The 26,953-nt window shown below is 62.0% G+C and carries 24 protein-coding genes; 21 read left to right on the top strand and 3 right to left on the bottom strand.

What is annotated here, in order from left to right:
- Positions 1-38: 38 nt before the first annotated feature.
- The 5 genes from ligM to DMO26_RS24150 all read left to right on the top strand — a co-directional run bounded on the left by ligM (position 39) and on the right by DMO26_RS24150 (position 5,847).
- Positions 39-1,451, top strand: a complete 1,413-nt coding sequence (gene ligM, locus DMO26_RS24170) for a vanillate/3-O-methylgallate O-demethylase (RefSeq protein WP_117194729.1) — start codon at positions 39-41, stop codon at positions 1,449-1,451.
- A 91-nt stretch (positions 1,452-1,542) separates the two neighbouring features.
- The gene (locus DMO26_RS24165) at positions 1,543-2,466 is read left to right on the top strand and encodes a methylenetetrahydrofolate reductase (protein ID WP_117194728.1); all 924 of its coding nucleotides are present in this window, start codon (positions 1,543-1,545) and stop codon (positions 2,464-2,466) included.
- An 80-nt stretch (positions 2,467-2,546) separates the two neighbouring features.
- Positions 2,547-3,797, top strand: coding sequence for a LysR substrate-binding domain-containing protein (locus DMO26_RS24160; RefSeq protein ID WP_117194727.1), 1,251 nt, complete (start codon positions 2,547-2,549; stop codon positions 3,795-3,797).
- A gap of 92 nt (positions 3,798-3,889) precedes the next feature.
- A complete protein-coding gene (locus DMO26_RS24155; protein WP_117194834.1) occupies positions 3,890-4,669 on the top strand; it encodes an IclR family transcriptional regulator in 780 nt (259 codons plus the stop codon).
- Positions 4,670-4,833: 164 nt separating this feature from the next.
- Positions 4,834-5,847 (top strand): amidohydrolase family protein, encoded by a 1,014-nt coding sequence (locus tag DMO26_RS24150; RefSeq protein ID WP_117194726.1) that lies wholly within the window; start codon positions 4,834-4,836, stop codon positions 5,845-5,847.
- Positions 5,848-5,901: 54 nt separating this feature from the next.
- Here the strand turns inward: DMO26_RS24150 and DMO26_RS24145 are convergent, their stop codons facing one another.
- Entirely contained in the window at positions 5,902-6,705 is an 804-nt protein-coding gene (locus DMO26_RS24145) for an MBL fold metallo-hydrolase (RefSeq protein ID WP_117194725.1), read from the bottom strand.
- 187 nt (positions 6,706-6,892) lie between these two features.
- Here DMO26_RS24145 and DMO26_RS24140 point away from each other — a divergent pair, with 187 nt between their 5' ends.
- Positions 6,893-7,972: an acyltransferase family protein gene (locus DMO26_RS24140; RefSeq protein ID WP_117194724.1), complete on the top strand. Its 1,080-nt coding sequence runs from the start codon at positions 6,893-6,895 to the stop codon at positions 7,970-7,972.
- 57 nt (positions 7,973-8,029) lie between these two features.
- Positions 8,030-8,605 carry a DUF2239 family protein gene (locus tag DMO26_RS24135; RefSeq protein WP_117194723.1) on the top strand — a complete coding sequence of 192 codons (576 nt, stop codon included), beginning with the start codon at positions 8,030-8,032 and terminating at the stop codon, positions 8,603-8,605.
- Positions 8,606-8,610: 5 nt separating this feature from the next.
- On the opposite strand, the gene DMO26_RS24130 is transcribed toward DMO26_RS24135, so the two are convergent.
- Entirely contained in the window at positions 8,611-9,093 is a 483-nt protein-coding gene (locus DMO26_RS24130) for an Lrp/AsnC family transcriptional regulator (protein ID WP_117194722.1), read from the bottom strand.
- 120 nt (positions 9,094-9,213) lie between these two features.
- Here DMO26_RS24130 and DMO26_RS24125 point away from each other — a divergent pair, with 120 nt between their 5' ends.
- A complete protein-coding gene (locus DMO26_RS24125; RefSeq protein ID WP_117194721.1) occupies positions 9,214-9,849 on the top strand; it encodes a LysE family translocator in 636 nt (211 codons plus the stop codon).
- 1 nt (position 9,850) lies between these two features.
- Here the strand turns inward: DMO26_RS24125 and DMO26_RS24120 are convergent, their stop codons facing one another.
- A complete protein-coding gene (locus tag DMO26_RS24120) occupies positions 9,851-10,759 on the bottom strand; it encodes a LysR family transcriptional regulator (RefSeq protein ID WP_117194720.1) in 909 nt (302 codons plus the stop codon).
- A 233-nt stretch (positions 10,760-10,992) separates the two neighbouring features.
- On the opposite strand from DMO26_RS24120, the gene DMO26_RS24115 reads away from it, so the two are divergent.
- The 13 genes from DMO26_RS24115 (at position 10,993) to DMO26_RS24055 (ending at position 26,923) form a co-directional block, all read left to right on the top strand.
- Positions 10,993-13,056, top strand: coding sequence for a hydantoinase/oxoprolinase family protein (locus DMO26_RS24115; protein ID WP_162895048.1), 2,064 nt, complete (start codon positions 10,993-10,995; stop codon positions 13,054-13,056).
- 3 nt (positions 13,057-13,059) lie between these two features.
- On the top strand, positions 13,060-14,769 hold the full coding sequence (locus DMO26_RS24110) for a hydantoinase B/oxoprolinase family protein (protein WP_117194718.1): 1,710 nt from the start codon (positions 13,060-13,062) through the stop codon (positions 14,767-14,769).
- An 11-nt stretch (positions 14,770-14,780) separates the two neighbouring features.
- Positions 14,781-15,893 (top strand): M24 family metallopeptidase, encoded by a 1,113-nt coding sequence (locus tag DMO26_RS24105; protein WP_117194717.1) that lies wholly within the window; start codon positions 14,781-14,783, stop codon positions 15,891-15,893.
- Entirely contained in the window at positions 15,890-16,945 is a 1,056-nt protein-coding gene (locus DMO26_RS24100) for an aminopeptidase P family N-terminal domain-containing protein (protein ID WP_117194716.1), read from the top strand. Before DMO26_RS24105 ends, DMO26_RS24100 begins: the two co-directional genes overlap by 4 nt.
- Positions 16,942-18,228, top strand: coding sequence for an MmgE/PrpD family protein (locus DMO26_RS24095; RefSeq protein ID WP_117194715.1), 1,287 nt, complete (start codon positions 16,942-16,944; stop codon positions 18,226-18,228). Before DMO26_RS24100 ends, DMO26_RS24095 begins: the two co-directional genes overlap by 4 nt.
- Before the next feature lie 66 nt (positions 18,229-18,294).
- A complete protein-coding gene (locus DMO26_RS24090; RefSeq protein WP_162895047.1) occupies positions 18,295-19,278 on the top strand; it encodes an ABC transporter substrate-binding protein in 984 nt (327 codons plus the stop codon).
- A gap of 64 nt (positions 19,279-19,342) precedes the next feature.
- Positions 19,343-20,137 carry an ABC transporter ATP-binding protein gene (locus tag DMO26_RS24085; protein WP_117194713.1) on the top strand — a complete coding sequence of 265 codons (795 nt, stop codon included), beginning with the start codon at positions 19,343-19,345 and terminating at the stop codon, positions 20,135-20,137.
- The gene (locus DMO26_RS24080; protein ID WP_162895046.1) at positions 20,134-20,946 is read left to right on the top strand and encodes an ABC transporter permease; all 813 of its coding nucleotides are present in this window, start codon (positions 20,134-20,136) and stop codon (positions 20,944-20,946) included. The genes DMO26_RS24085 and DMO26_RS24080 overlap by 4 nt, the downstream gene beginning before the upstream one ends.
- Positions 20,943-21,722 (top strand): ABC transporter permease, encoded by a 780-nt coding sequence (locus DMO26_RS24075; RefSeq protein WP_117194711.1) that lies wholly within the window; start codon positions 20,943-20,945, stop codon positions 21,720-21,722. The genes DMO26_RS24080 and DMO26_RS24075 overlap by 4 nt, the downstream gene beginning before the upstream one ends.
- Positions 21,723-21,740: 18 nt before the next feature.
- Positions 21,741-22,751 carry an amidohydrolase family protein gene (locus DMO26_RS24070; protein ID WP_117194710.1) on the top strand — a complete coding sequence of 337 codons (1,011 nt, stop codon included), beginning with the start codon at positions 21,741-21,743 and terminating at the stop codon, positions 22,749-22,751.
- 124 nt (positions 22,752-22,875) lie between these two features.
- A complete protein-coding gene (locus DMO26_RS24065; protein ID WP_117194709.1) occupies positions 22,876-23,682 on the top strand; it encodes an SDR family NAD(P)-dependent oxidoreductase in 807 nt (268 codons plus the stop codon).
- 268 nt (positions 23,683-23,950) lie between these two features.
- On the top strand, positions 23,951-25,855 hold the full coding sequence (locus tag DMO26_RS24060) for a TRAP transporter large permease subunit (RefSeq protein ID WP_404947080.1): 1,905 nt from the start codon (positions 23,951-23,953) through the stop codon (positions 25,853-25,855).
- A gap of 48 nt (positions 25,856-25,903) precedes the next feature.
- Positions 25,904-26,923, top strand: coding sequence for a TRAP transporter substrate-binding protein (locus tag DMO26_RS24055; protein ID WP_117194708.1), 1,020 nt, complete (start codon positions 25,904-25,906; stop codon positions 26,921-26,923).
- Positions 26,924-26,953: the final 30 nt, after the last annotated feature.

The following is a 26,953-nucleotide window of genomic DNA, read 5'->3' as shown; positions in this document are numbered from 1 at the left end:
ATGTATACACGACATTTCAAACCATAGGGAGGAATTCCGTGTCTCAGGCCAATCTCACGCAAGTTTTGAAGGATGCCGGCAATACCGTCGAGCATCTGCGCAACTCCAAGACCGGCATCTATGTATACCCCGTCGTCGCTCCGGAATTCTCCAACTGGCGCTCCGAGCAGGCCGCATGGCGTGAAGGCGCGGTCCTGTTCGACCAGTCTCACCACATGGACGAGCTGGTCGTCGAAGGTCCGGATTCTGCCAAGTTCCTTGAAAGCCTGTCGATCAACAGCTTCGCCAATTTCGGCGTCGACCGCGCCAAGCATTACGTTCCGGTAACGCCGGCCGGTCATGTCATCGGCGACATGATCATCTTCCGCGAAACCGAAGAGAAGTTCGTTCTCGTCGGCCGCGCCCCGACCGCCAACTGGCTGCTCTACAACGCCTCGCTCGGCAAGCATAACGTCAAGCTGACCCACGATCCGCGTTCGCCTTCGCGTCCGGATGGCAAGCTCGTCACCCGTATCCACTACCGTTTCCAGATTCAGGGCCCGGACGCTCCGAAGGTCTTCGAAAAGATGAACGGCGGCCCGATCCCGGAGATCAAGTTCTTCCATGTCGACTGGATCAATGTCGGCGGCCGCAAGGTTCAGGCTCTGCGCCACGGCATGGCCGGCGCTCCGGGTCTCGAAATCTGGGGTCCGTATGCGGAGAAGGACGAAGTCCGCGCCGCCATCCTGAAGGCAGCTGAAGAGGCCGGCGTCGATCTGCGTCCGGTCGGCAGCCGCGCCTACGCCACCAACACGCTAGAGTCCGGCTGGATCCCGTCGCCGCTTCCGGCGATCTACACGGGCGACGAACTGCAGGGTTATCGCGACTGGCTTTCGGCCCAGAGCTACGAAGCTTCCGGTTCGATCGGCGGCAGCTTCGTCTCCGACAATATCGAAGACTATTACCTGAACCCCTACGAGCTCGGTTACGGCGTCTACGTCAAGTTCGACCACGATTTCGTCGGCCGCGCCGCCGTCGAAAAGCAGAAGGCAACCCCGCAGCGCCGCAAGGTTACCTTCGAGTGGAACTCCGACGACGTCGTCAAGGTCATCGCCTCGGCCTTCCAGCCGGGCGAGCAGGCCAAGAAGTGGATCGATTTCCCGCTCTCCAACTACGCCTCGTCGAGCTTCGACAAGGTCCTGAAGGATGGCAAGGTCGTCGGCCTGTCGATGTTCAACGGCTATAGCTACAACGAGCGTTCCATGCTGTCGCTCGGCGTCGTCGATGCCGACATCAAGGAAAACGACATCCTGACGCTCGTCTGGGGCGAGCCGGATGGCGGTACTTCCAAGACCTCGGTCGAGCAGGGCCACGGCCAGGCTGAGATCCGCGTTCGCGTCGCTGCAGTGCCTTACGCACAGGAAGCACGTGAAAATTACGCCGAAAGCTGGCGCACCAAGAAGGCCCTCTGATGGCCACGGCGTGCGAGAAGGGTTTCTCGCACGCCGCTCCGTCCGTCTGACCGGACGTTTTTCATTGGCTCAACCGGGGGGAGGATCAACAATGGCACTTTTGAATCTGTTCAAGGGCAAGCAGGAAGAGAAGGCCGTGGAGCCAGTGAGCTTCAGGGATCTCATCGACGGCTACTCCATCGAAATCATGCCGCGCACCGCGGCGAAGATCGAAGATTTCAAGACACTGCTGCCGAAGGGCACGCGGGTCTATATCGCCCATATCGAGGGCACGCCGATCGAGGACATGGTGCAGACCGCAAGGCGCCTGCATGAGGACGGCTTCCCCGTCATGCCGCATTTTCCCTCCCGCATCATTCCGAGCCTCGCGACGCTCGAAGACTGGATCAAGCGCTACAGAAACGAGGCGGGCGTGGACCAGGCGCTGCTGCTTGGCGGCGGCGTATCGACGCCGGCCGGCGATTTCGACAGCTCCATTCAGCTGATCGAAACCGGCCTGTTCGACCGCTATGGCTTCAAGCGGCTGCATGTCGCGGGCCATCCGGAGGGTAACAAGGACATCGACAAGGATGGCAGTTCCCGGATCGTCGATGAGGCGCTGAAGTTCAAGCAGGCCTATTCCGAACGGACCGATGCCGAGATGGCGATCGCGACCCAGTTCGCCTTCGACGCCAAGCCTGTCATCGCCTGGGCGGAACGCATCGCTGCCGCCGGCGTCAAGCTGCCGATCCATCTGGGCATCGCCGGCCCGACCAAGCTGCAGACGCTGATCAAGTTTGCCATCGCCTGCGGCGTCGGCCCCTCGCTCGGCGTGCTGCAGAAGCGCGCCATGGACCTTAGCAAGCTGCTCGTTCCCTACGAGCCGACTGAAGTGCTGACCGACATCGCCGATTACAAAGCGGCCCATCCCGAAAGCCTGATCCAGCAGATCCACGTCTTCCCGCTCGGCGGCATTCGCGCCAGTGCGGAATGGATGAACGAACAGCTGACCGGCGAGCGTAACGTCGCGCCTTGATTTAACCTGAAGCGGGCGGGTGACTGACTTTCCCGCTTCACCCCGCTGCCGGGAGGAGCAAGGCAGGGGAGGACAAACACGTGGAATACCCCAATCTGCGTCATATTCGTCTATTCTGCGCCTGCCTGCGCACCGGTTCGCTGACGCAGGCTGCCGATATCGTCGGTGTTACCCAGCCTGCGGCATCACAGGCGATCTCCCGCCTGGAGGATCTGTTCGGCACCCGCCTTCTCGAACGCGGGCCGGGCCTCGCCATGGCGACGGCCGCGGGCCGCGTCGTGCAGGCCCGGTCGCTGCGCGCGCTCGAACTTATCCGCACCGGTTGCCTGAGGCTCCAATCCAATCCGGCGGCACGCGGTTCGGGTGCCGAAGCGAGGCTCACTATTTCCCATCTTCGCGCCCTGCAGGCATTCGCGCAGGCCGGCGGTTTTCCGGGTGCGGCGCGCATCCTCGATCAATCCGGAGCCGCGGTGCAGCGTACGGCGCGCAATGCCGAAGCGGTCCTCGGCACCAGTCTTTTCGAGGCGGACGGGCGGGCAACGCGGCTGACGGGCGCCGGTCGCGCCGCGGCCCGCTGGGCCGGGCTTTCGCTGAAAGAACTCGGCAACGCCATGGAGGAAGTGCAGGAACTGCGCGGCAAGTTCGACGGTCTCGTGTCGATCGGCGCGTTGCCGATGGCACGCACCACCGTTGTCCCGGATGCCATCGCCTGGCTTGCATCCAGCTACCCCCTGGCCCGATTCGAGATTCTGGAAGGCAGCTATGAACAGTTGTTGAGCGATCTGGAGATGGGGCATATCGATTTTCTGATCGGTGCGCTGAGAAACCGCATTTCTCCAACGCTGGTTCAGGAGCCGCTCTTCGATTTCAGGCTTGCGGTGGTTTCCGGCGTCGGCCATCCCCTCTCCGGCAAAGCGAACGTGTCGCCGGCCGATCTTGCCGCATATCCGTGGATCGTCGCTCGCAAGGGAACGCCCAACCGCAGCACGTTCGATGCCCTGGCAGCCAAATTCCCGGAAGGTTACCGCAAGCAGGGAACGGTGGAAACGGGTTCGCTGACGACCCTACGCGGACTTTTGATGCAATCCGACCGACTGGCACTTCTTTCCAGACATCAACTCCGGCACGAACTGAAGGCGGGGTTTCTGACGCTGCTCAACTACGAGATACCCGGAAAGCCGCTTTCGATCGGTATCACCACCCGGCGCAATTGGCAGCCGACCGCGCTTCAGGCCGAATATCTGGCCGCTGTCCGGCGCGTCGTGACGAGCGAGGAAGCAGCCAACGCCGCCGAAGGTGGCCGTCTGCCGCCGCTGAAGGCGGCTGAGTAGGCGCCACTTGCCATTGCACATTTCGCGTTTATCGTTATTCCGCCTAGTCGGCCGTCCGATGACACGTGCCGGTGAAGGAGCATGGAAGCATCTTGAGAAAAAAGGCAGTCAACAGTCTCGAACGCCTTCAGGCGGTGCTCGAAGTCTTTACCGAAGAGCGCCTCGAATGGACCCCCGAAGAGCTGATGGAGGAGCTGGGCTACAGCCGCCCGACGCTCTATCGTTATCTCAAGATCCTCAAGGAGGGTGGTTTTCTCACCTCAATGCCCAATACCGGCTTCACCCTGGGGCCGAGGGTGGTGGAGATGGATTACCTGCTCCGGAAGTCCGACAACCTGATTCTGTCCGGTGCCCCTTACCTGCAGAAACTCACCGGAAAATACGAATGCACGGCGCTTCTGGTTCGCTGGTACGGGGAAAAAATCCTCTGCGTCGAATCCCTGAGCTCCAGCCGGGAAGCGATCAGCAGCTATCCGCGCGGACGGCCGATGCCGCTCAGCCGTGGGGCGATCGGTCGTTCGATCGTCGCTTTCCTGCCGCGCCGCAACCTGCTGCCGCTCCTCAAGCGGACCTTGGGTGAATGGCAGGCAGCAGGTGTCGGCCACACGGTCGAGCAGGTTCTGGAGGTTCTGAAATCCGTCCGGAAAACGGGGTATGCGGTCGCCTATGGTGAGGTAACCCCTGGGGTCATAGGATTTGCAGCGCCGATTTTCGACGCGGGACAAAGTCCGATCGCAAGTTTCTCCCTGACGATCGGCGAAGATCTGGCAGACGGGCCGATCGTCGAAAAGATCGGCGATGACGTGCGGCAGGCGGCGGCCGATATCAGCGCATCACTTGCCTCCCACAGACATAAAGTTTTAAGTCAATAATCTCATATTGCAAGAAAACGGGTTGACTTACGCCATAGGTCTTCGCATGGTGCGGCACGACGCCGAGCGCGTATCGTGCCTTTTTGCATGAAGTTTTTTGGAGCCCGGCAACCGGATCGCAACATGTCCGCAATGCCGGCAAGACAAGACCGGAGGAGCATTCCATGAAGAAGATCGACGCTTTCAACCACATCTGGCCGAAGCCCTTTTTCGACAAGCTGATCGGCTATATCGGCACGATGACCGACGTCACCATGCGCTCCGGTGCGGTGCCGATGATGACGGATCTCGACCGCCGTTTTCAGGTCATGGACATGTTCGGCGAGGACTACCAGCAGGTCCTGTCGCTGGCTTCGCCGCCGCTCGAAAAGCTCGCCGGCGCCGAGCGCGCCTATGACCTCGGCCGGATCGGCAACGATTCCCAGAAGGAACTGTGCGACAAATATCCGGAACGCTTCCCGGCCTTCATCGCCACCGTGCCGATGGAAAACCAGGAATGGATGATGGCGGAAACCAAGCGCGTGGTCGAGGATCTCGGCGCCTGCGCGGTGCAGATCTTTACCAATTACAGCGGCAAGCCGCTTGACCTGCCGCAGTTCGAGCCCTTCTTCGAATATATGGCGAAGTCCGGAAAGCCCGTCTTCCTGCATCCCTCGCGCGGCGCGAACTTCCCGGACTACCTCACCGAAGACCGTTCGGAATACGAAATTTTCTGGACCTTCGGCTGGCCGTATGAAACCTCGGCCGCCATGGCCCGCCTCGTCTTCTCGCGCATCTTCGACAAGTACAAGGGCCTCAAGGTCGTCACCCATCATGCCGGCGGCATGGTGCCGTTCTTCGAAGGCCGCGTCGGCGCCGGTTGGGATCAGATGGGCAAGCGCACGTCGGATCGGGATCTCTCCACGGTGCTGAAGGCGCTGGAGCGTCCGCATCTCGAGTATTTCAAGGAGTTCTATGCCGATACCGCGAGCTTCGGCTCGACCAAGGCAATCGAGCATGCGATTGAATTCTTCGGCGAAGACCGTGTTCTGTTCGCATCCGACGCGCCGTTCGATCCGGAAGGCGGCCCGATGTACATCCGTGAGACCATCAAGGTTCTCGACAACATGAACATCTCCGACGCGACGCGCCAGAAGATCTACGAAGGCAATGCCAAGAAGCTTCTCGGCCTGAAGTAAGCGATCCGGTTTTCTGAGTTATCGAGCGCGCGGGCGGCAAACGCCCGCGCGTTTTCATTTCGTGAGCCGGTCGATATAACGCTTGGCGGAGCGGGCGACGATCGCCTGTCCATCCTTTCGGACATTCTGATGCGAAAAGGCGCCGTAGATGCGCTCGAAAGGCCAGGGCGCCAGCCGCTCGGCGACATCGGCGACTTCGGTGGCACTGAGCGGAATCATGTTCGGATAGCTCCACATGAAGGAGACGTGGTCGGTGCCCGGGGTCACCTGCACGATATCGCCGGCCAGAAGCACGCCCGTTCCGTCTTCGGTCAGCCAATGCAGTACCGTGCCGCCGGCGAAATGCCCGCCGCCGTGGACCAGTGTCACTGAGGACGACAACGCCAGCGCATCCTCCTCCCACAGCCGGACATGGTCCGAAGGTCGGCAGATCCATTCCTTGTCTGCGGCGTGCAGGTAGATCGGCGCATCGAAGGCGGCGGCCCAATCCTGCATCGTGGTGTAGTAATGCGGATGGGAGATGGCGATCGCGCTCAAGCCTCCAAGTGATTTGACGATCGTCCTTGTGGCGTCATCAAGAAGGGCAATGCAATCCCACAGGACGTTGCCCTGCGGCGTCCGCAGCAGGAGGGTGCGCTGGTTGATGGCGAAGGCAGGTACAGTCTGAATGGCCGTGAGGCCCGGCTCCAGTTCCAGCCAGGTGTTGCGGTGCGTACGCGCCAATTTCTCCGGCGTCGTCCAGGACTGGCCCGAAGGGGGAACATATTGGCGTTCGTCGCTGCAGATGGGGCAGATTTCCGGTGCCCCGTTCGGCCCGTCAAAGGATGTGCCGCAGGCGTTGCAGAGAAAAATCGTCATCGAATCCTCCCTTGGCGGCTGCTTTGCCGCTCGTCATTAAACTGACAAGAAACGATATTCGCTCCGGAAAGGGAAGCCTTGGCCTCTTCCTAGAGGATCAAACGTGCGCATTCGCGGCAGTTGATTCACCTTTTTCAAAGGCGCGTCCATTAGGGTGATGGCGATTTACATCGTGCCCGAGAATCCCATGACGGTCCCGAATACCCCAAGGCTGCTGAATCTGGATATCCTGCGCCTTATTTCGGCGCTGATGGTGCTGGCCTTCCACTATGGTTTCCGCATGCGGATTTCCGGTGAAGGCGGCGGGCTCGGTTTTCCGGAACTGGCGCCGTTCGCCATGTGGTTCGATGCCGGTCTGCTGATCTTCTTCGCGATTTCCGGCTATGTCATCGCCATGTCGGCCGAGGGCCGCTCGGCTTACGATTTTGCCGCCGGCCGTTTCGCGCGGCTCTGGCCGACCTTCATCGCCTGCGCGACGATCACCGCCGTCGTGCTTTCGATGTGGCATGTGCCGACGCTCGATCCGCCGACGGTCAGGCAATGGCTGGCGCATGCCGTCATCATCTCGCGCGGTCTCGGCCAGCCGTTCCTCGACGGTGCCTATTGGACGATCGCCTACGAGATCATCTTCTACTTCTGGGTCTTCGTGCTGATCGCGATCGGCCTTTTCGACCGCGGCTGGCGCGTGCTGGTACTGGCCTGGCTTGCCTTGTCCGTGGCCAACGAGACCCTCATCGGCAGCGGCGCCGTCCAGAAACTGCTGATCACCGAATATTCCGGCTATTTCGCCTTCGGCCTGACGCTCTACAAGACGCAGCGCGACTGGTCGCCGGCCAATCTCTGCGTGCTGGCGCTCGCCGCCTGCTGGGCAACCGTGACGCCTTTCCTGACCGAGCCGGATTTTGTGGAAATGTATGGGCTCGTCCGCAATGTCGAAGGGCTGGCCCTGATCGGTCCTGTGTCCCTCGGCATCATGGCGATCTGCGCCACGGCGCCGTCGCTGCGCATTTCTCCCGCGTTGGCGATCGGTCTCGGCGGGCTCACCTACCCGCTCTATCTCTTGCACCAGAACATCGGTTATGCGGTTTTCGCCCGCTTCGGAACAGAGCAGAACCGTTGGCTGGTGGCTTTTGTCCTGGTCGCGCTCCTGCTTCTGGTTTCACTGGCAATCGCCAGGACGATCGAGCCCCGGGCACGACGAGCGATTGTTCGCGCCGCCGGCCATATCAAGGAAGGCTGGGGACGCCTGAGGCAGCGGACGGCCTGACATCGGGTTGACACGTATATTCTACCCGGATAAAATTTGCGCCTGAAAGGGATGTGAATGCCGGAATTTCATTGGACAGTTTTTCAAGACGACAGGCGTGTTGCGAGCGGCACACCGAACGAGGTCGTGACTGCTCTCAAGGATCGCGATCATGACCATCTTCTGGTCTTCGACGATGCCACCGGCAAGCCCGTCGATCTCGATTTGCGCGGCAGTCTCGCGGAATGTCTTGGACGTCTGCCGCAGGGTGAGAACGTCGCTATCCCCACCGAACGGCGTCCCGGCCGGCCGAAGCTCGGTGTGGTGCCGCGGGAGGTGACGCTGCTGCCGCGGCATTGGGAATGGCTTGGCCAGCAGCCAGGCGGCGCTTCCGTAGCATTGCGCAAGCTGGTCGATGCGGCGCGAGCCGCCAGCCTGTCCGATGACGAAAAGCGCCGTTCCCAGGAGGCGGCGGATCGTTTCATGCGAGCGTTGGCAGGTGACCAACCGGGATACGAGGAGGCGGCGCGGGCGCTTTACGCGGGGCAGGCCGAGCGTTTCCGTGCGCTGACGCAAGGTTGGCCGAAGGATGTCCGCGACCATGCCCGCCACCTTGCCCGCGGCGCTTTGGAAACAGGCCCTGAAGAGACCTAACACCACTATTGCGGCAGGTGCCCGAGCGGCAAGGGTGCCGTTTCCTTCAGCGTGCGGATGGCAAAATTGCTGCGGATATCGGTGACGCCCGGCAGGTTGAGCAAGGTGCCGAGCAGCAGCTTCTCATAAGCCGCGAGATCGGCCACGACGATCTGCAGCAGGAAATCAGCCTCGCCGGAAACGAGATGGCAGGCGATGACTTCCGGCATATCGCGCACCGCATCGCGGAATGCATCCGGGGCCGCGCCGTGATGGCGTTCCACCTTGATCCCGACGAAGACCGTCAGTCCGAGTCCAAGTTCGCTGCGGTTGAGGCTCGCATGATAACCGCCGATGACGCCTGCCTCTTCCAGGATCCGCACCCGCCGCAGGCAGGGAGAAGGCGAAAGGCCGACTTCATCGGCCAGCTCGACATTGGTCAGCCGCGCATTGCGCTGCAAGGCGGCGAGGATCTTGCGGTCTATGGCATCCAGCTTCAGATTTGGCATAATATGACAGCGATTGGATATTGGTTGATCGTTTCCGCCAATTACCTCTCATTTTGTGGTCGTCTTCGCAAGGACATGCTACCCGCTCCGACGCTAGAATAGAGCGGAAAGGAGTTGGACATGACCGAGCTTTGGATATTTTTAGCTGCGCTGGTGGTCGCTTTCCTGGTGCCGGGGCCCGATATGGTTCTGGTGCTGCAGACCGGGGCAGTGCGAGGATATGGGCATGCCTTGGCGGCTGCGGTCGGGCTTGCCGCTTCGAGGGGCGCGCATGTGGCGCTCGCGGCGCTCGGGCTTGCGGCATTGCTCCGCACGTCGCCGATGGCTTTCGATATTATCAGGCTGGTTGGCAGCCTCTATCTCATCTGGCTGGGCATCGGCATCCTGCGGGCCGCTTCGCTGGTGCCGGAGGAAAGTGCGCGGGATGAAAATCGCTCAACCTCCTCCTACCGTGGCGATATCGGCCGCGGGCTGCTCACCAATTTCCTCAATCCCAAGCCGCTGCTGTTCTGTTCGGTATTGCTGCCGCAGTTCGTTCACCCTGTGGAGGGCGGCGTTGCCGGGCAGTTCCTCTTTCTTGGGATCGTGCTTGTTTCTCTTGGTTTCGCCTTCGACGTGCTTCTTTCCTTCACAGGTTCGGCGCTTGGCCAATTCCTGAGGCGTCATCCATTGGTCGAGGCGATCCAGAAATGGCTCTTCGCCTCGCTGCTGATCGGTTTCGGTGCTCGGCTGGCGTTATCCGGCCGGCCGCAATAGGTCACGCCAGCGATTTGTGATTGGTTCGTAGATACTCCATCAGATCGGCCGCGGGCTTCGAGAGCGGCCTGCGTACGGATGCGATCTGCCGGACGTCGAAGGTCAGATCGTCGCCTGCGAAATCGAGTTTCATCAGCATGCCGCGCTCGATATCCGCCGCGACACTCCGCTCCAGCGAACAGGCGATGCCGACGCCGGCGACCACGAATTCGCGCAGAAACTGGTATTCCGTCGCCTGGGCGGCGACCTTCACATGGCTGATGCCGGCATTGGCGAGAAGTTTCGAAACACCGCGGCCGAAAAGAGACGAAGGCGGCGGACCGACGAAATCATAACGGGCCACGTCCTGCGGCTTGACCCGTTTGCGACGGGCAAGGGCGTGGTTCGGCGAGGCGATCAGCACGAGTTTTTCCCGGCCGATGATCTCCGCACGCACGCCGCGCAGGTCTTCATTGCCGAGAAAACAGCCCACATCGGCGACGCCGTCGCGCACTTCGGAAAAAACATCTTCCTGCTTGCCGATCCTCAGGACCAGCTGGATATCCGGCCGGGCCAAGGCGAAGTCCGTGATTTCCTTGCGCAAAACGAAATTGGCCAGGCTGCGCTGACAGGACAGCACGACCTGCTGGCCGGTCTCGCCGCGAATTTTTACCACCTCGGCCCGCATGTCGTCGGCCTCGGCCAGGAACTCGCGCGCATGTTGCAGCACGCTGCGGCCGATCTCGGTCAAGAGCGGTTTGCGGCCCCGGCGGCGCACGAAGATCTGCCCGCCGATTTCCTTCTCGATCGCCATGATATGGGCGCTGACGGAGGGCTGGGCGATGCCGAAACGATCGGCGGCGGCCGCGAAGCTTCCCTCCTCGACCACTGCAACCAGAACTTCCATGCGCCGGAGCGTGATGTTGAACATGGTGATAACCTATAGTCTATAGGCTATCAAACCTAAAGCCCCCCAACCCGTTGCTAGTTGCCGTTCGAATGGATCAAATGTCATTCGAGGATGAGGAATGACATGAACAATCTCATTGGGAGCCTGACGCTCTAGCCGTCAGCCGGAGTGTTCCTGCCACCGCTGGCCGAGGTCTCGGCCCAATCCGCAAAGATTAGGCATTCCGCATGGGCTCCATGCGGACAGGAGGACGCATGAATATTGTCGGAATTGATATTGGCGGTACGTTCACCGATCTCGTCGGTTATGTCGACGGCAGGATCGTGACGTCGAAGACCTCGACCGTGCCGGCCGATCCGACCCAGGGCATCGCCCGCAGCCTCGAGCTTGCGAATTGCGATCCCGACGAATTGAACGAAATCCTGCACGGCTCGACGATCGCCATCAACACGGTGCTGGAGCGCAAGGGCGCCCGCACCGCACTGATCACCACGAGCGGTTTCCGCGATGTCTACGCGATCGGCCGTTCCAACCGCATCCAGGCCTTCAACCTGTTCTTCAAGCGCCCGCAGCCGCTGGTGCCGCGCAGCCTGACCTTCGAGATCCCGGAGCGCATTCTTGCCTCGGGCGAAGTGCTCGAAGCACTGGACGAGAAGGCAGTCGCCGCCGTCATCGCCGAGATCGAGGCGGCCAGCGTCGAATCTGTGGCGATCTGCCTGCTGCATTCTTGGGCCAACCCGGTCCATGAGCGCCGCGTCGGCGACATGCTGCGCAAGGCGCTGCCGAATGTCTTCATCACGCTGTCGCATGAGATCCTGCGCGAATATCGCGAATACGAGCGGTCTTCGACAACGGCGCTCAACGCCTTTGTCGGTCCGCGCGTCGAAGGTTACCTGAAGCGGCTGGAAACCTATCTCCGCTCCGGCGCCTTCGGCGGCAAGATCCATATCATGCGATCGAACGGCGGGGTGATGTCCATCGGCCAAGCGCAGGAACAGCCGGTGTCGATGATGGAATCAGGTCCCGTCGCCGGCATGATCGGCGCCGGTCGCCTCGCCAAGCTGCTCGGCCTGAAGCGCTGCATCGGTTTCGACATGGGCGGCACCACCGCCAAGTCGAGCCTGATCACCGATGGAGCGCCGGCTATCGAAACCGGTTACGTGATCGGCGAGGAAGCCGACGGCCAGCCGATGCAGTTGCCGGTGGTCAACATCGTGGAGGTTGGCGCCGGCGGCGGCTCGATCGCCTGGGTCGACAATGCCGGTGGCCTGCATGTGGGTCCCCAGAGCGTCGGCGCCGATCCAGGCCCCGCCTGCTATGGCAAAGGCGCGGACTTGCCCGTCGTCACCGACGCGGACCTCATCCTCGGCCGCATCAATCCGCAGCGTTTCCTCAACGGCGGCATGCCGCTGGACAGGGCCGCGTCCGAACAGGCGATGCTGAACAAGGTCGGCAGCACACTGAAGCTCAATCCGGTCGAGGCGGCGCTCGGCGTCGCCAAGATCGCCGACAGTTCCATGTCGCTCTCGGTGCGTGCCGTTTCGATCAACAAGGGTATCGACCCGCGCGACACGGCGATGATCGCCTTCGGCGGCGCCGGTCCGCTGCACGCGATTGCCATCGCCCGCGAGATCTACATTCCGCAGGTCATCATCCCGAAACTGCCGGGCACGTTCTCGGCGCTCGGCATGCTGATGGCCTCGTGGCGGCAGGATTTCGTGCAGACCTTCATCGGCCGCGTCGGCGAACTGTCGGATGAAGGCGTCGAGAAGGTCTATGCCGAACTGGTGGCGAGCGGCCGCGAGCAGATGAAGCGTGACGGCATTGCCGAGAACGAGGCGGATCACCGGTTCTTCGCCGACCTGCGTTATGTCGGCCAGGAGCATGCAATCTCGATCCCGATCGAGAACACCGGCATGCTGTCGGGCGACACAAGTGAGGTTCGCCGGCGTTTCGATGCCGAGCATGACCGCCGCTACAGCCAGTCGGCGCCGACCGAAGCGCTCGAAATTGTCAGCCTGCGCCTCGTGCTCACCGCTGCCCGCACCGACAATGTCGCCGAGGAATGGCTGTCACGTCCGTGGGAAGCCGAGGGGGAAGCCGAAGTCGGCAGCCGCGATGTCGTGTTCGACGATCCGGCAAAGCCGCTGAAGACGGCCATCTACTGGCGCCCGGCGCTGCCGGCCGGCTTCAAGCTCACCGGCCCCGCGGTCATCGAAGAACCCAATTCCACCATCCTGATCCACCCCGGCGACGAAGTGCTCGTCCACGAAGCCGGCCATCTCCTGGTGACGCTCGCCAAGCAGAGCGAGGAATAAGACATGACCCCGATGAAGAACGATCCCATCACCGTCGAAGTCGTCCGCAATGCGATCGTCGCCTATGCCGACGAAATGGCGGAGGCGCTCTGCAAATCCGCCTACAACATGATGATCTACGAAGTCCGCGACTATTGCTGCGGCCTGATCGATACGACCGGGCGGATGATCTCCCAGAACCGCGGCGGCCTGCCGATCTTCCTCGCCGATCTCGGCATCGCCGTCGAGGACGGCATCAGGAAATACGGGCTGAAGGGTTTCGAGGAGGGCGACGTCCTCGTCATGAACCACGGCCATATCTGCGGCCAGCATCTCAACAACGTCGTCGTCTACGCCCCCTGCTTCCATGATGGAGAGCTGATCGGTTTTGCCGCCAACCGCGCCCATTGGGTGGATATCGGCGGCGGCCGCCAGGGTTTCGGCTCCAACGCGACGACCGACATCTTCTCCGAAGGCCTGCAGATGCGGTCCTTAAAGATCTACAAGGCGGGCGAGCTCAACGACACGCTCTACCAGATCATCCAGGACAATATCCGTTATCCGGATGCCAGCCTCGGCGACCTGCGCGCCCAGGTGGCGTCCTGCCAGATCGGCGCCAAGCGTTATGCCGAACTGGTCGCCCGTTACGGCCGCGGCGTGGTGGAAAGCTGCGTCGAGACCATCTGGGACCATGCCGACAACGCGGTCCGCCAGGTGATCGAACGTATTCCGGACGGCATCTATTCTGCCGAAAGCTATCTCGACAATGACGGACGCGATCTTGCGACCCCGCTCAGGATCGCCGTCAAGGTGATCGTCTCCGGCTCGACCATCACCGTCGATTTCCACGGCATGCATCCGCAGGTCAACGGTCCTTTGAATTCCGGCCGCTCGGGCGGTATCGCGGCGGCCCGCGTCGCTTTCAAGGCGCTGACCTCGCCGGAACTCGATGTCAACGAAGGCTGCTTCCGGGCTCTCAATGTCGACCTGCCGGACGGCACGATCCTCTCGGCGCGTCCGCCGGCGGCACTCGGTCAGTGGAGCATCGCGCTGCCGACCGTCATCGACACGATCCTGAAAGCCCTGGCGCCGGCAGTTCCCGAGCTGATCCCGGCCGCCCACAAGGGCGATATGGGCGGCTGCTCCTTCTTCGGTTTTTATGACGACGGTTCCCGCTTCCTGCTGATGAACATCTTCGGCGGCGGCTGGGGCGGGCGTCCGCATGAGGACGGCGAATCCGCGGCCGTCTCCGTCTGCCAGGGCGACGTGCGCAACACGCCGGTCGAGCTGCAGGAGATCAAGTATCCCTTCATCATCGAAAAACACGCCCTGCGCCCGGATTCCGGCGGCGCCGGCGAACATCGCGGTGGTCTCGGCATCGAGCTGACCTACCGGTGCCTGCGCGCCTGCAAGGGCAATATCAACTTCGACCGTACCGTCACCCCGCCCTGGGGCCTGCATGGGGGTCATGCCGGCGAGGTCAGTGTGGCGATCATCGATCGCGCCGACGGCACGCAGCAGCGGGTCAACAAGGCGACTGACGTGCAGTTCAGGCCGGGCGATCGCATCACCTTCCTCACCGCCGGCGGCGGCGGTTACGGCGATCCGCGCAGTCGCTCGCGCTCGGATCTGGAAGAGGATATCACCAACGGTCTCGTGTCCAGGGAGGCGGCTGTCCGCAACTACGGTTACGGCGAAACGCCCATGCCGCGCCGCATCGCGGTGAACGGCTGAGGAGCGTGGCGATGATCGGCGAAATCCGCAAGAAACGGTTGGTCGAGGCGATGCTGGAGGCGGGGCTGGATGGCCTCGTGCTCTACGGCAATGCCTGGCAGAACGACTATCTGCGTTACGCCGCCGATTTCGGCATTCTCGAAGGCGAGGGACTGGCCGTCGTCACCCGTGACGGCGACGTCACCCTCTATCTCGACGACGAGCTGGAAGGCGAGCGGGCGGCGGTCGAATGCCCGGAGGTGAAGACCGTGATCGCCGACGATCTGGTTGGCACGGTATCCGGCGTCGTCGCGCGGCTCGGCAACAGCCGCATCGCGGCCGGCCCGAAACGTCATCTGCCCTATGGGCTTGCCGCCCGGCGCGGCGACCTTCGCTTCGAGGATGCGACGGCGCTGGTCGATCGCCTGCTGATGGTGAAATCCGCCGACGAGCTGAACGCGGTGCGCAGTGCCGCGCGGCTTGCGGACGAAGGTTATGCGGTGTTCCGCAATGCGGCTGCTGCCGGCAAAAAGGATTACGAACTGATCGCCGAGATCGAATCCTTCTTCCGCAATGAAGGCGTCGACGACAATTTCATGATCATCGGCGTCGGCGGCCCGGAAGTGCGCGGCATGGCGCCGCCGCTCGGCAAGGTGCTGAAGCCCGGCGATCTGGTGACGACCGAGCTTACCCCTTGCGTCAACGGCTATTATGTCCAGATCTGCCGCACGCTTGTCATCGGCGAACCGAACGAGGCGCAGCGCAAGGTGTTCGGCATCTATAACGACGCGCTCGAAGCCGGTCTCGCGGTGGTCAGGCCGGGTGTGACGGCGGCCGATATCGCCCGCGCCGAGAACGACATTTTTCGCGCCCACGGTCTCGGTGAGTATGTGACCAGCGAATATACCCGTGTTCGTGGCCACGGCCTGGGACTCTTCCCGGATACCAAGCCGCATATTCTCGAAGACGTGACCACGGTGATCGAGGAAGGCATGTCGCTGATCGTCCACCCGAACACCTATAATCCTGAGATCGGTTACTTCGTGCACGGCGACTCGCTGATCGTCCGCGCCGACGGGCCTGAAATCCTGACGAAGACGCCGCGCGAACTGTTCTCGGTCGGCGTTCGGAGGGCAGCGGCATGAGACACGGCCTGATCCAGTGGCGCGAAAATGAACTCTCCCTCGCGGACGTAAAGGCGCGGCAGGCCCGCCTGCAGCAGGCGATCGCTGCTGCCGGTCTCGATGGCGTGCTGATCTATACCAACCATGTGCGCTCGGCCGGCGTCACCTGGGTTTCCGGTTTTACGCCCTACTGGTCCGACGGCCTTGTCCTGGTGCTGCGCGAAGGTTTGCCGATCTTCCTGACGGCTCTGTCGAAGCGCGTCGGGGAATGGGTGAAGTCCGTCGCCCCGACCTTCGAGGTCGCCCATTCGCCGTTCCCAGGCAAGCTCGCGGGCGAGCGGCTGGCCAGGGTCGGGGCAAAACGTCTTGGCGTGGTCGAGCTTGATCGCATGCCCGGCGGCGTCGTGGACGAGATCCTGTCCATCCTGCCAGTCGAGCTTTCGGATGTGACGGACCTCTTCACCGCAGTTCGCGGCCAGGCGGATCGCGCCGAGCTCGATCTCGTGCGCCACACGGACACTATCGCCCGCGAGGCCTTCAAGGCCGGCGACGTGGCTTCGAAATCTGCCGGTGATTTCACCGGTCCCGTCGAGCGGGCGGTGCGGCTTGCCGGCGCCGAAGAATGCTATGTTGCCGTCGCACCTGACCTTTCCCGGGATCGGCGTTTCATCCGCACCGGCAGGGCGGAACTCGGCCGTACCTTCGCGGTGCGGCTCTCGGTCGCCTATAACGGTGTGTGGGTGCGCCGCGTCGACACGTTTTCTTCAGTTTCCGAAATTGGGGCGCGCCTCTCCTCCGTGAGCGCGGCGCTGGATCGGGCTTCTCCCGCCCATCCGGTCGACGGTTCGATTTCGGCTTTCTATCTGCCTGACGGGGCCAGGCTTCTCGACTGGCATATCGAGGCGCCCTACGGCACGCGGCCGCTGAAGGTGGTCGCCGATGCCGAAACGCCGCTCGCCGCGCCGGTGCCCTACGCCATTCTGACCACGGCGTTTTCGCTGGATGGCGAAACGATTGTCGCCTCCCGGCCTGTCGGACTTGGCGACATATCTTTGCGAGAGGCGGCCGAATGAACGCACGCGATCTCGTTTCCATTCTTTCGGCAATCGATGGCGGGGACGAAACTACCCGCGATCTTGTCGCTCTGCATACCCTCGATGCGCTCGCCTGTCTGGCGGCCGGTGCCGGTGCGACCGAGGGCGCTTCGTTGCTCTCCTTCTATCGCGAAGCTGGTCCGGGCGACATAGTCTCCTCTGCCGCGGGCGCGTCGGCGGTTATCCGTTTTACGGAATGGGATGCCATCCACGTGCCTTCTTGCGCGACGCCCGATGCCATGGCGGTTCCGGCGGCGCTGATTTTCGCGCAGGATCATGCGGTCTATGTAAAGGCGGTTGCCGCCGGCCATGCCGTCGGGGTGGCGCTTTCGGAGGCTGTAGGCGGCGTTTCCGCCTTGCCGGAAACCTGGCCGGGTTTGTTTGCGACACCTGCCGCGGCGGCGGTGAGTGCGGCCATTGCGCTCAATCTTTCGGACGAGCAGGTTGCCCAGGCGCTGGTGCTGTCAATGGCCGGCAGTTCGGGGCGCAACGGCCGTCCGTCCGGCATGCCGTCGGCCCGCTGGCTGGCAATCGGCGAAGCGACCTTCAAGGGGATCCGTGCCGCGCTTGCCGCCAAGGCGGGAGTAAAGGGGGATTTGGCCCTCCTCTCGCCCGGCTGGATGAAAGGGCAGGCGGCGGCAGCCGTCGCCCTGGAGGCCGCCCATGTCGATCCGCTGGCGATCGCGCGGGTCGGAATGAAGCCTTTCGTCTCCGCCCGTCAGGGCATCAATGCGATCCAGGCCTTCCGTCATCTGCTGGAAAAGGGTGTCGATCCCCGTGCCATCGACAGTATCGAAGTTTTTCTGCCGGCCGTGGCAGCGCCCGTTGCCAGCCGGCAGCTTGTCGCTGAAGACCGTTTGTCGACCATCGCCCATCTCGGACTGCAGCTCGGCATTGCCGCCTTCGAGCCGGCGAGGTTGATGGATGTGGACCGCGCCCGAGCCTTCGATGCGGATGTCATGGCCTTTGCCGAACGTGTGACGATCATGGCCGATGACACGCTCCCCGGCGAAGGCTGGCCGGCGCGTGTTGTCGTTATGGAAAAGGGACAGACACGCGAGGCCATCTGGCCTCAGGCTGGTGGCGAGGGCCCGCAGGCCATGCTCGGCCGCAAGATCGAAAGCCTTCCCGCCGCGACGGCGCGGCAATTGCAGCGGCTGGAAGCCGCGCTTGCCGATGCCGATGCGGCTGCAGTGCAGGAGGCCCGCAGCCTCCTCATGAAGCTCACGGATGCCTCTTTCCCGAGGAGCGAGGCGGCCTGAAGGGACACTGGAACTTACGAAAAACAGATGCCGCAGGGAGTGCCGGCGTCGCACAAGGAGGAGAGAATGCTGAAATTTCTGAAAACCATAGCGACGGCGGCGGCATTTGCCGCGCTGTCCTTTCAGGCGGCGAACGCCCAGGCGATCGAGAAGAAGGACATCACGATCGGCCTTCCGCTCAATACCTCGACCCTGCTGCCCATCTATGTCGCCGATGCCCAGGGCTTCTTCAAGGAAGAGGGCGTCAACGTGAAGGTCGTCGCTTTCAAGGGCGGTACCGAACTGGTGCGCGGCATGGTGGCTGGCTCCGTCGATATCGGCGTCGGCGCATTCTCCGAAGCGCTGCTCGGCGTCGAAAGCGGCCAGGGCGTGAAGATCTTCTACGGCGGTTTCAACATGGCCGTGTTCGACTGGTATTCGGTTCCGTCGATCAAGACATTGGAGGAAGCCAAGGGCAAGCGCTTCGGCATTTCGACCTTCGGTTCCTCGACCGACTTCCTGACCCGTTATGCGCTCGCCACCAAGGGCATCAACCCCAAGAGCGACGTGCAGATCGTTCAGGGCGGCGGCTCCGTTCCGCGTCTCGCAGCCATGGAAGCCGGCCAGATAGAGGTCAACATCTTCGCGACGCCGGAAAAGTTCATGGCGGCCGATCGCGGCATGAACCTGCTCCTGCAGCAGAAGTCGATCACGCCGGACTTCCCCTTCCACTGCTTCTATGCCCGTGAGGACTTCATCAAGAACGATCCGAACGCCATCAAGGCGGTGTTGCGCGGCTTCGCCAAGGCCGTGCGTTGGGCCAAATCCCACAAGGAAGAATCGGTCAAGCTGCTCGCTGCGAAGCTCGGCCTCGAAGAAACCTATCTCAACCGCGGTTACGACGACTTCATCGACGAGATTTTCGAGGACGGTCGTCTGGCAAGCGATGCCGGAATGAAGGTCTTCTGGGACATCGGCATCATGAACGGCAGCTACAAAGCGCCGATGCCGCTCGAAAAATACTGGGTCGGGACGTTCCACGACACCTACAACGAATGGAAACCCAAGTAGGCCTGACGTTTGTATGATGGTATAACGAGAGCGGGTAGGAGCCCGCTCCAGGAGGATAAGTAAAGTGGCGCAGATTGAAATCCGCGATCTCGGGATCGATTATCGTAAGCCGAAGAGCAACGAGGTGTTTTCCGCCGTCGACAGCGTCGATCTGTCGATCGAAAAGGGCGAGTTCGTCACCATCGTCGGTTCGAGCGGCTGCGGCAAGAGCACGCTTTTGATGGCGATGGCCGGGCTCGTCAATCTGTCGCGCGGTTCGATCCGGATCGACGGCAAGGAGGTGACCGGTCCCGGTCGCGATCGTGCCGTCGTGTTTCAGGAAGCCTCGCTTCTTCCCTGGCGCTCGGTGCGCGGCAACGTCAAGTTCGGCCTTGAGATGCAGCGGTGGAGCGGCGGCGATTTGAACGAACGGGCCATGCAGATGATCCGTCTCGTCGGCCTCGGCCGTTTCTCCGATTATCATCCGCACCAGCTTTCCGGTGGCATGCGCCAGCGCGTCAATATCGCCCGTGCACTCGCCGTCGATCCTGACGTGCTGCTTATGGACGAGCCGTTCGGCGCGCTCGACGCGCAGACCCGCGAGATCATGGGCACCGAGCTTCTGCGCATCTGGGAGCGGCATAAGAAGACGGCGCTGTTTGTCACTCACGACATTGATGAGGCGATCTTTCTCGCCGACAAGATCGTCGTGATGGGCCGCAACCCGGGTCACATCAAGGAAGTGATCAACGTGGACCTGCCGCGCCCGCGCGACGAGGCGGTGCTCGACAGCGAGCCCTTCCACGATCTGCGCAAGCGCCTGCGTGCACATCTTGCGGAAGATATGTCCAGCATGCAGCTGGTGAAGGAGGTCGCGTGAGATCGGCAGAAATGACCGCCGAACCGGCGGTGCGCCAGATATCGTTTTCCTTCCTGCGTCCTTCCCGGCCGACCCTCGTGGGGGCGCTGGCCGTGCTCGCCTTCCTCGTCCTGTGGCAGGTGGCGCCGTCGATGGGCTGGGTGAACGGCCGCTTCACCAGCCGGCCGACCGAAGTCTTCTTCGCAGCGATAGATATCTTCCGGAACGACAATTTTCTTTATCACGCGCAGATAAGCCTGACGGAATTCGTCGCGGGTTTTGCGTTGGCGGTCGTCGTCTCGATCCCGCTCGGCGTCCTGCTCGGAACGTCTAAGATCGCCCGTTACCTGATCGATCCGCCGCTGATGGCGCTCTACATCGCGCCGACGCTGGTGCTCCTGCCGATCATGGTCATCTGGCTCGGCATCGACATGGCGCCGAAGATCGCCGTGGTCTTCCTCGGGGCCGTCTTTCCGATCGTGCTGAACACCATGGCCGGCATGAGCGAGGCCGATCCGCGGTTTCTGCGGATGGCGCGTTCGTTCGGTGCGACGAAGTTCGACATCTTCACCCGCGTCCTCGTGCCCGGTTCGCTGCCGGCATTGCTGACCGGCATCCGGCTCGCCGTCGGCCGCGCCGTGCTCGGCGTGGTGGTGGGTGAACTCTTCGTGTCTCAGGCCGGGATCGGCTACCAGCTCAATCTTTACGGTTCCGCGATGCGCATCGACCGCCTGCTGGTCTATGCGCTCGTCGTCAGCGCCTTCGGCTACACGCTCACCATCCTTGTCCGCTCGGTCGAAAACAAGGTCCGCGACTGGAGGTCGAAATGATCGCCGAACTCTTTTATCGCCGCCAGGCGCTGATCCTCGGCACGCTTTCGATGATCGGCCTGCTCGTCTTCTGGCAGATCGCCGTCGACGGCGGACTCATCAATCCGTTCTTCATCTCGACGCCGAGCGAGGTCTGGACCGAATTCCTGGCGCAGTTCGAAGATGGCCAAGTGGGCGCCAATGTCGGCGCGACACTTTATTGCTTCGTCTGGTCGATGGGATTGGCGACGGTCGTCGGCATCGTTCTCGGCATGCTGGCCGGCTGGTTCTCGGATGTGGAGGCGGCGCTCGAACCCTTCATCTGGTTCAAATACTCCGCGCCGACGGTCGCCTTCTACCCGCTCTTCGTCGCGTGGCTCGGTTACGGCACGCCGACGATCATCGCCATCGCCTTCCTGTTCGCGCTGACGCCGATCTATGCCAATACGTTGTCCGGCATCAAGAATACCGACCGCGATCTTGCCCGCGCCGCCCGTTCGTTCGGCGCCAAGCCGCTCGATGTCTTCCTGCAGGTGGCGCTGCCGGGGTCTGTACCGGTGATGATGGCGGGGCTTCGCCTCGGCGTCGGCCGTGCGCTGACCGGCGTCGTGGTGGCCGAGCTGTTCGGCGCCAATGCCGGCCTGGGTTATGCAATCACCTATTACGGCCAGCTGATGCAGACGACCAAGATGATGGTGTCGATCGTCATCGTCATCCTGCTCGGCGTCATCCTCACCCAGATCCTGTCCTTCCTGGAATCCAAGACCGACTCCTGGCGGGTCGATAGCGGCCGCTGAAATCTTGAGGTTAGCGTCATGAAGATCATCGATTCCCATTTCCACTGGTGGCCCCGGTCGATTTTCGGGCCGCTGATGAAGCGCGAGGATTATCCGAAGGCTTTCACCAATGCGCGCGGCGGCTATACCTATCACGGTGCCAATGGCCGCCGCGGCACGGTGGCGAGTTGGAAGGAATGGTTCGATCTCGACGAGCAGCTCGCCTATATGGATGCGCTCGGCCACGATATTTCCGTCGTCTGCTCGATCGGCCCGCTGTCGATCTATTTTTCCGAACTGCCGGCAGAGGAAGGCCGCGATGCGGCGATCGCCTGGAACGAGGAAATGGCCTGGGCGCAGCGGCGTTATCCGGGTCGCGTCTGGGCATCCGCCGCAATCCCGCTGGTCGATACCAAGATCGCCATGGACGTGCTGGAAGACGCTGTCGGCCGGCTTGGCCTCATGGGCGTCAACCTGCCGGGCAGCGTCGGCAAGGAGGGCATGATCGACGATCCGCGGCTGGAGCCTTTTTATGCCCGCGTCGCCGAACTCGGCCTGCCGATGTTCCTCCACCCGACCGACGCCGTCTTCGCCGACGTGATGCAGGGGTATAACGATGCGCTGCATCTGAGCCTCGGCCGGGTGGTCGAGGTGAGCGCTGCGGCGTCCCGCCTCATCCTCTCGGGCCTGATGGAGCGGCATCCGGGCCTGAAGGTCGTGATGTCGCATACGGGCGGCGCGCTGCCTTACCAATCCGGCCGCATGGACAAGAATTCCAAGACAGCAGGCCTTACCAAGCCGGTCAGCCATTACCTGCACCGGATGTTCACCGATACGGTTTCGCCGCACTCGGCAGGCCAGAAATTCGCGATCGATTATTTCGGCGTCGACAACGTGATGTACGGCACGGATTATCCCTGTTGGGATCCGGAGGTCTGCCTGAAACTGCTCGACGAGATCGAGATGTCGCCGGCCGTAAAGCAGAAGATCTTCCATGATAATGCCGTGCGCACTCTCGGCCTGAAACTGCCGGCGGCGGCCGCTGCCTGATCCGGTGCCGGCCGTTTAGATATGTTTCTGAACATGTTCTGTTCGTTCTTGGACGTGGACCGATCGGGAAGCCCGCGATAAGTTGCTTCAGGTTGCCGGGGAGGGTGGCCTGGAGGAGCAACACATGGATCGCATGAAGAACAAGGTCGTTCTCGTATTCGGCGCCGGTTCGGTCGGCCCGGGTTTCGGAATCGGCAAGGCGGCGGCCGTCGCCTATGCCCGCGAAGGCGGCAGCGTCGTCTGCGTCGACGTCAATCTCGATGCCGCGAAGAACACGCTCGACGTGATCCGGCAGGAGGGCGGAACAGGCCTTGCGCTCGCCGCCGACGTGACCAGATCCAAAGATATTGCAGCCGTTGTCGAGAAAACGATGGAGCGGTTCGGCCGCATAGACGTGCTGCACAACAATGTCGGCATCAATATGCCCGGCGGCGCCGCGGAGGCGACGGAGGAAAGCTGGCGCCGGGTGATTGATGTCAATCTCACCAGCGCCTTCCTCACCTGCAAGGCCGTTCTGCCGATCATGGAACGCCAGGGCGGCGGCGCGATCGTCAATATCTCCTCGCTCGCCTCCATCCGGTGGACCGGTTATCCCTACGTTTCATATTATGCATCGAAAGCGGCGCTCAATCATTTCACAAGAGCGATCGCCATCGAATATGCCGCCAAAGGCATCCGAGCCAATGCCATCCTGCCGGGCGTGATGGATACGCCGCATATCCAGCAGCAGATCAGCGGGTATTATGGTTCGGCCGAAGAGATGAAGGCCAGGCGGGATGCGCTTTCCCCCATGAAGCGCCAGGGAGATGGTTGGGACGTGGCCTGGGCTTCGGTGTTTCTGGCGTCTGATGAGGCGCGATACATCACCGGAGTGGAGCTTCCGGTCGATGGCGGACTGCATGTGACCGTGTCGGGCAGCTTGAGCCAGTGATCCGAAATGGAGGAATCGCATCGTTCCAATATATGGATCTTCTTCGAGGAATTTTACACCAGACTTGATTTTAGTCTTGCCTAAACCACAGGTCTCCAGCACAGTTCGGCAACTCGAAGAAGAATAAGATCCATATCATGGACTACTACGATGGCTGGAGGAGCCAGACGTCGGGAGGAGGAGCAATGCGCCGGAGGGCGTATCCCAGGTCGGCTGTATTGGGCGATCGTTCCGAAACCTGTCCTTCGGCCTGTGCGTGATGCGCGGCATGGCGGAGGATGAATGCGTGACGACTGCCAATGATACGATCGAGATGATGGACGAAGCGTCGCTGCTGGCTGGCCTGGAAGGTGTCGCGCCCCAGACGAAGGCTTCCGTCTGGATGCGGCCCGTCGAGGCGGTTGCCGCTCTGCTTCTCGTCGGAATCATCGGGCTGCTGCTCACGGGCGTGATCTCCCGGTATGTCTTTTCGCTGCCGATCGTCTGGATCGACGAAGTGGCTTCGATCTCCTTTCTGTGGCTTGCCATGCTGGGCGCGGCCATGGCGGTCGATCGTAGCGAGCACCTGCGGTTGACGCTCTTCGTGGGCATGCTGCCGCGCGGAACGAGGGAATTCGCGAGCAGGCTCACCATGCTGCTGGTGGCGGTGTTCCTTGGCGTCATGCTGCGGCCGGCTTACGAATATGCGATCGAGGAATCCTATATCACCTCGGCTGCGCTCAATATTCCGATGAGTTTTCGTGCTGCAGCCCTGCCGGCCGGCATTGCTCTGATGCTCATCCTGGCAGTTGTCCACGCGTTGAAGGGAGCGAATTTTCGCCATGTCGTCATTTCCGTCGCGCTCATCGCGGCGGTCACGGGGCTGCTGTGGGTCGCCGCACCAGCCCTCAAGGGCATCGGCAACTGGAACATTCCGATCTTCCTTGTCGGCTTCGTGGCGCTGTTCCTCATGCTCGGCGTGCCGATTGCCTTCTGCTTCGGGCTGGGTACGCTTGCCTTCCTGTCCTTCACCACGTCGGTGCCGGTTTTCGTGATGATCGGCCGCATGGACGAAGGCATGTCGAGCATCATTCTGCTTTCGGTTCCGATCTTCGTGCTGCTCGGCTGTATTCTCGATGCGACGGGCATGGGCAAGGCGATCGTCGAATTTCTGGCTTCGCTTCTGGGGCATGTGCGGGCCGGCATGTCTTACGTGCTGCTCGGATCGCTTTTCCTGGTTTCCGGCATTTCCGGCTCGAAAGTGTCGGATATGGCAACCGTCGCGCCGGCGCTCTTTCCGGAAATGAAGCGGCGCGGCCACAAGCCGCCGGAAATGATCGCGCTGCTCGCCACCGGCGCGGCGATGGCGGAAACCGTGCCGCCTTCGATCGTGCTGATCGTTCTGGGGTCGGCGGCGGGTGTCTCGATTGCCGGCCTGTTCACCTCCGGCTTCGCCATCGCCATGGTCCTGCTTCTGGTACTTGCGGTTCTGGCGCGCTGGAAGTCGCGGCATGAATCCATGGCAGGTGTGAAGCGGGTGCCGCTTTCTGTCATCAAGAAAGCGCTTCTCGTCGCCGCGCCGGCGCTCGTCCTGCCTTTCCTGATCCGCACCGCAGTCGGCGAGGGGATTGCGACGGCAACCGAGGTTTCGACGATCGCGGTTCTCTATGCGATGATCATCGGCATGGTGCTTTATGGCGGCATCGGCGCGAACCGGCTCTATGCCATGCTGGTTGAAACCGCCGCACTTTCCGGTGCGATCCTGATGATCCTCGGCGCCGCCTCCGCCATGGCCTGGGCGCTGACGCAGACCGGGTTCGCGCAACAGCTGGTCCAGGCGGTGCAAGGTTTGCCTGGCGGTTGGCTCACCTTCATGGGTGTCACCATCTTGATCTTCATGGTGCTCGGCTGCGTGCTCGAAGGTCTGCCGGCGATCGTGCTGATGGCGCCCATCATGTTTCCGGTCGCGCGCTCACTCGGCATTAACGACATCCACTATTCTATGGTCGTGGTCACGGCCATGAATATCGGCCTCATGACCCCGCCGATCGGCATAGGCTTCTACATCGCCTGCAAGATCGGCAGCGTTTCGCCGGACGCGGCCATGAAGGCCATCTGGCCCTATATCGGCGCGCTGATGGTCGGCCTTCTGCTGATCGCGGCGGTGCCCCACTTCTCGACGGTTTTTCTTTGAAAGCCGGGAGACCATAAAAACCGGGAACTGAAATCGGAGGAGGATTTCATGAACGTCAATCGCAGAACGCTTCTTCTGGGCGCCGCCACGACGGGTATCGCCACGACTTTTTCGATCCGCACGCGGCCGGCCAATGCCGCCGAATTCACCTACAAGTTCGCCAATAACCAGGCGATCAGCCACCCGATGAACATCCGCGCGAAGGAAGCGGTTGCCAAGATCATGGAAGAGAGCGGTGGTCGGATGGCGATCAACATCTTTCCGTCAAGCCAGCTCGGCGCCGATACCGACATGCTGAACCAGGTGCGTTCCGGCGGCGTGGAGATGTTCAGCCTGTCGCCGATCATTCTTTCCACCTTCGTTCCCAATGCCTCGCTCAACGGCGTCGGCTTCGCTTTTCCGAGCTACGATCAGGTGTGGCCGGCCATGGACGGCGATCTCGGCAAATATGTTCGCTCCGAGATCGAGAAGAAGGGGCTGCTGACGCTCGAAAAGATCTGGGACAACGGTTTCCGCCAGATCACCTCGTCCAAAGGGCCGATCCAGACGCCGAAGGATCTCGAAGGCTTCAAGATTCGCGTGCCGGTCAGCCCGCTTTGGACTTCGATGTTCACCGCCTTCGGCTCGGCCCCAGCTTCCATCAACTTCGCGGAAACCTATACCGCCCTTCAGACCGGCGTGGTCGACGGCCAGGAAAATCCGCTCGCCATCCTGACGACCGCGAAGCTCTACGAAGTTCAGAAATACGTCTCGATGACCAACCACATGTGGGACGGTTTCTGGATCCTGCTCAACCGTCGCGCCTGGCAGGCGCTGCCGGAAGACCTGCAGCAGATCGTTTCCAAGCATTTCAACGCCGCCGCCGAGTTGCAGCGCAAGGACGTCATGGGTCTCAACGCCACCGTCCAGGCCGAACTTGAGGGCAAGGGCATGAAGTTCAACAAACCGGATGGGGCGCTGTTCCAGGAGAAGCTGCGGGCGGCGAACTTCTACAAGGACTGGAAGGGGAAATACGGCGATGAGGCCTGGGCGATCCTCGAAAAGGCGGTCGGCAAGAAGCTCGGCTGATCTGCAGGTCGAGGCGCCGGACAGGAACGG

The organism is Rhizobium terrae (assembly GCF_003425685.1).
GTDB lineage: Bacteria > Pseudomonadota > Alphaproteobacteria > Rhizobiales > Rhizobiaceae > Neorhizobium > Neorhizobium terrae.
This window is presented reverse-complemented; position numbering and strand designations above follow the sequence as displayed.

Excerpts from the sequence above, each read along its gene's own strand:
- DMO26_RS24060 (WP_404947080.1), top strand. The coding sequence starts at position 23,951 with ATGGCGGAGGATGAATGCGTGACGACTGCCAATGATACGATCGAGATG.
- DMO26_RS24075 (WP_117194711.1), top strand. The coding sequence starts at position 20,943 with ATGATCGCCGAACTCTTTTATCGCCGCCAGGCGCTGATCCTCGGCACG.
- DMO26_RS24125 (WP_117194721.1), top strand. The coding sequence starts at position 9,214 with ATGACCGAGCTTTGGATATTTTTAGCTGCGCTGGTGGTCGCTTTCCTG.
- DMO26_RS24090 (WP_162895047.1), top strand. The coding sequence starts at position 18,295 with ATGCTGAAATTTCTGAAAACCATAGCGACGGCGGCGGCATTTGCCGCG.
- DMO26_RS24135 (WP_117194723.1), top strand. The coding sequence starts at position 8,030 with ATGCCGGAATTTCATTGGACAGTTTTTCAAGACGACAGGCGTGTTGCG.
- DMO26_RS24070 (WP_117194710.1), top strand. The coding sequence starts at position 21,741 with ATGAAGATCATCGATTCCCATTTCCACTGGTGGCCCCGGTCGATTTTC.
- DMO26_RS24140 (WP_117194724.1), top strand. The coding sequence starts at position 6,893 with ATGACGGTCCCGAATACCCCAAGGCTGCTGAATCTGGATATCCTGCGC.
- DMO26_RS24165 (WP_117194728.1), top strand. The coding sequence starts at position 1,543 with ATGGCACTTTTGAATCTGTTCAAGGGCAAGCAGGAAGAGAAGGCCGTG.
- DMO26_RS24110 (WP_117194718.1), top strand. The coding sequence starts at position 13,060 with ATGACCCCGATGAAGAACGATCCCATCACCGTCGAAGTCGTCCGCAAT.
- DMO26_RS24120 (WP_117194720.1), bottom strand. The coding sequence starts at position 10,759 with ATGTTCAACATCACGCTCCGGCGCATGGAAGTTCTGGTTGCAGTGGTC.
- DMO26_RS24055 (WP_117194708.1), top strand. The coding sequence starts at position 25,904 with ATGAACGTCAATCGCAGAACGCTTCTTCTGGGCGCCGCCACGACGGGT.
- DMO26_RS24065 (WP_117194709.1), top strand. The coding sequence starts at position 22,876 with ATGGATCGCATGAAGAACAAGGTCGTTCTCGTATTCGGCGCCGGTTCG.
- DMO26_RS24105 (WP_117194717.1), top strand. The coding sequence starts at position 14,781 with ATGATCGGCGAAATCCGCAAGAAACGGTTGGTCGAGGCGATGCTGGAG.
- DMO26_RS24095 (WP_117194715.1), top strand. The coding sequence starts at position 16,942 with ATGAACGCACGCGATCTCGTTTCCATTCTTTCGGCAATCGATGGCGGG.
- DMO26_RS24145 (WP_117194725.1), bottom strand. The coding sequence starts at position 6,705 with ATGACGATTTTTCTCTGCAACGCCTGCGGCACATCCTTTGACGGGCCG.
- DMO26_RS24115 (WP_162895048.1), top strand. The coding sequence starts at position 10,993 with ATGAATATTGTCGGAATTGATATTGGCGGTACGTTCACCGATCTCGTC.
- DMO26_RS24130 (WP_117194722.1), bottom strand. The coding sequence starts at position 9,093 with ATGCCAAATCTGAAGCTGGATGCCATAGACCGCAAGATCCTCGCCGCC.
- DMO26_RS24150 (WP_117194726.1), top strand. The coding sequence starts at position 4,834 with ATGAAGAAGATCGACGCTTTCAACCACATCTGGCCGAAGCCCTTTTTC.
- DMO26_RS24100 (WP_117194716.1), top strand. The coding sequence starts at position 15,890 with ATGAGACACGGCCTGATCCAGTGGCGCGAAAATGAACTCTCCCTCGCG.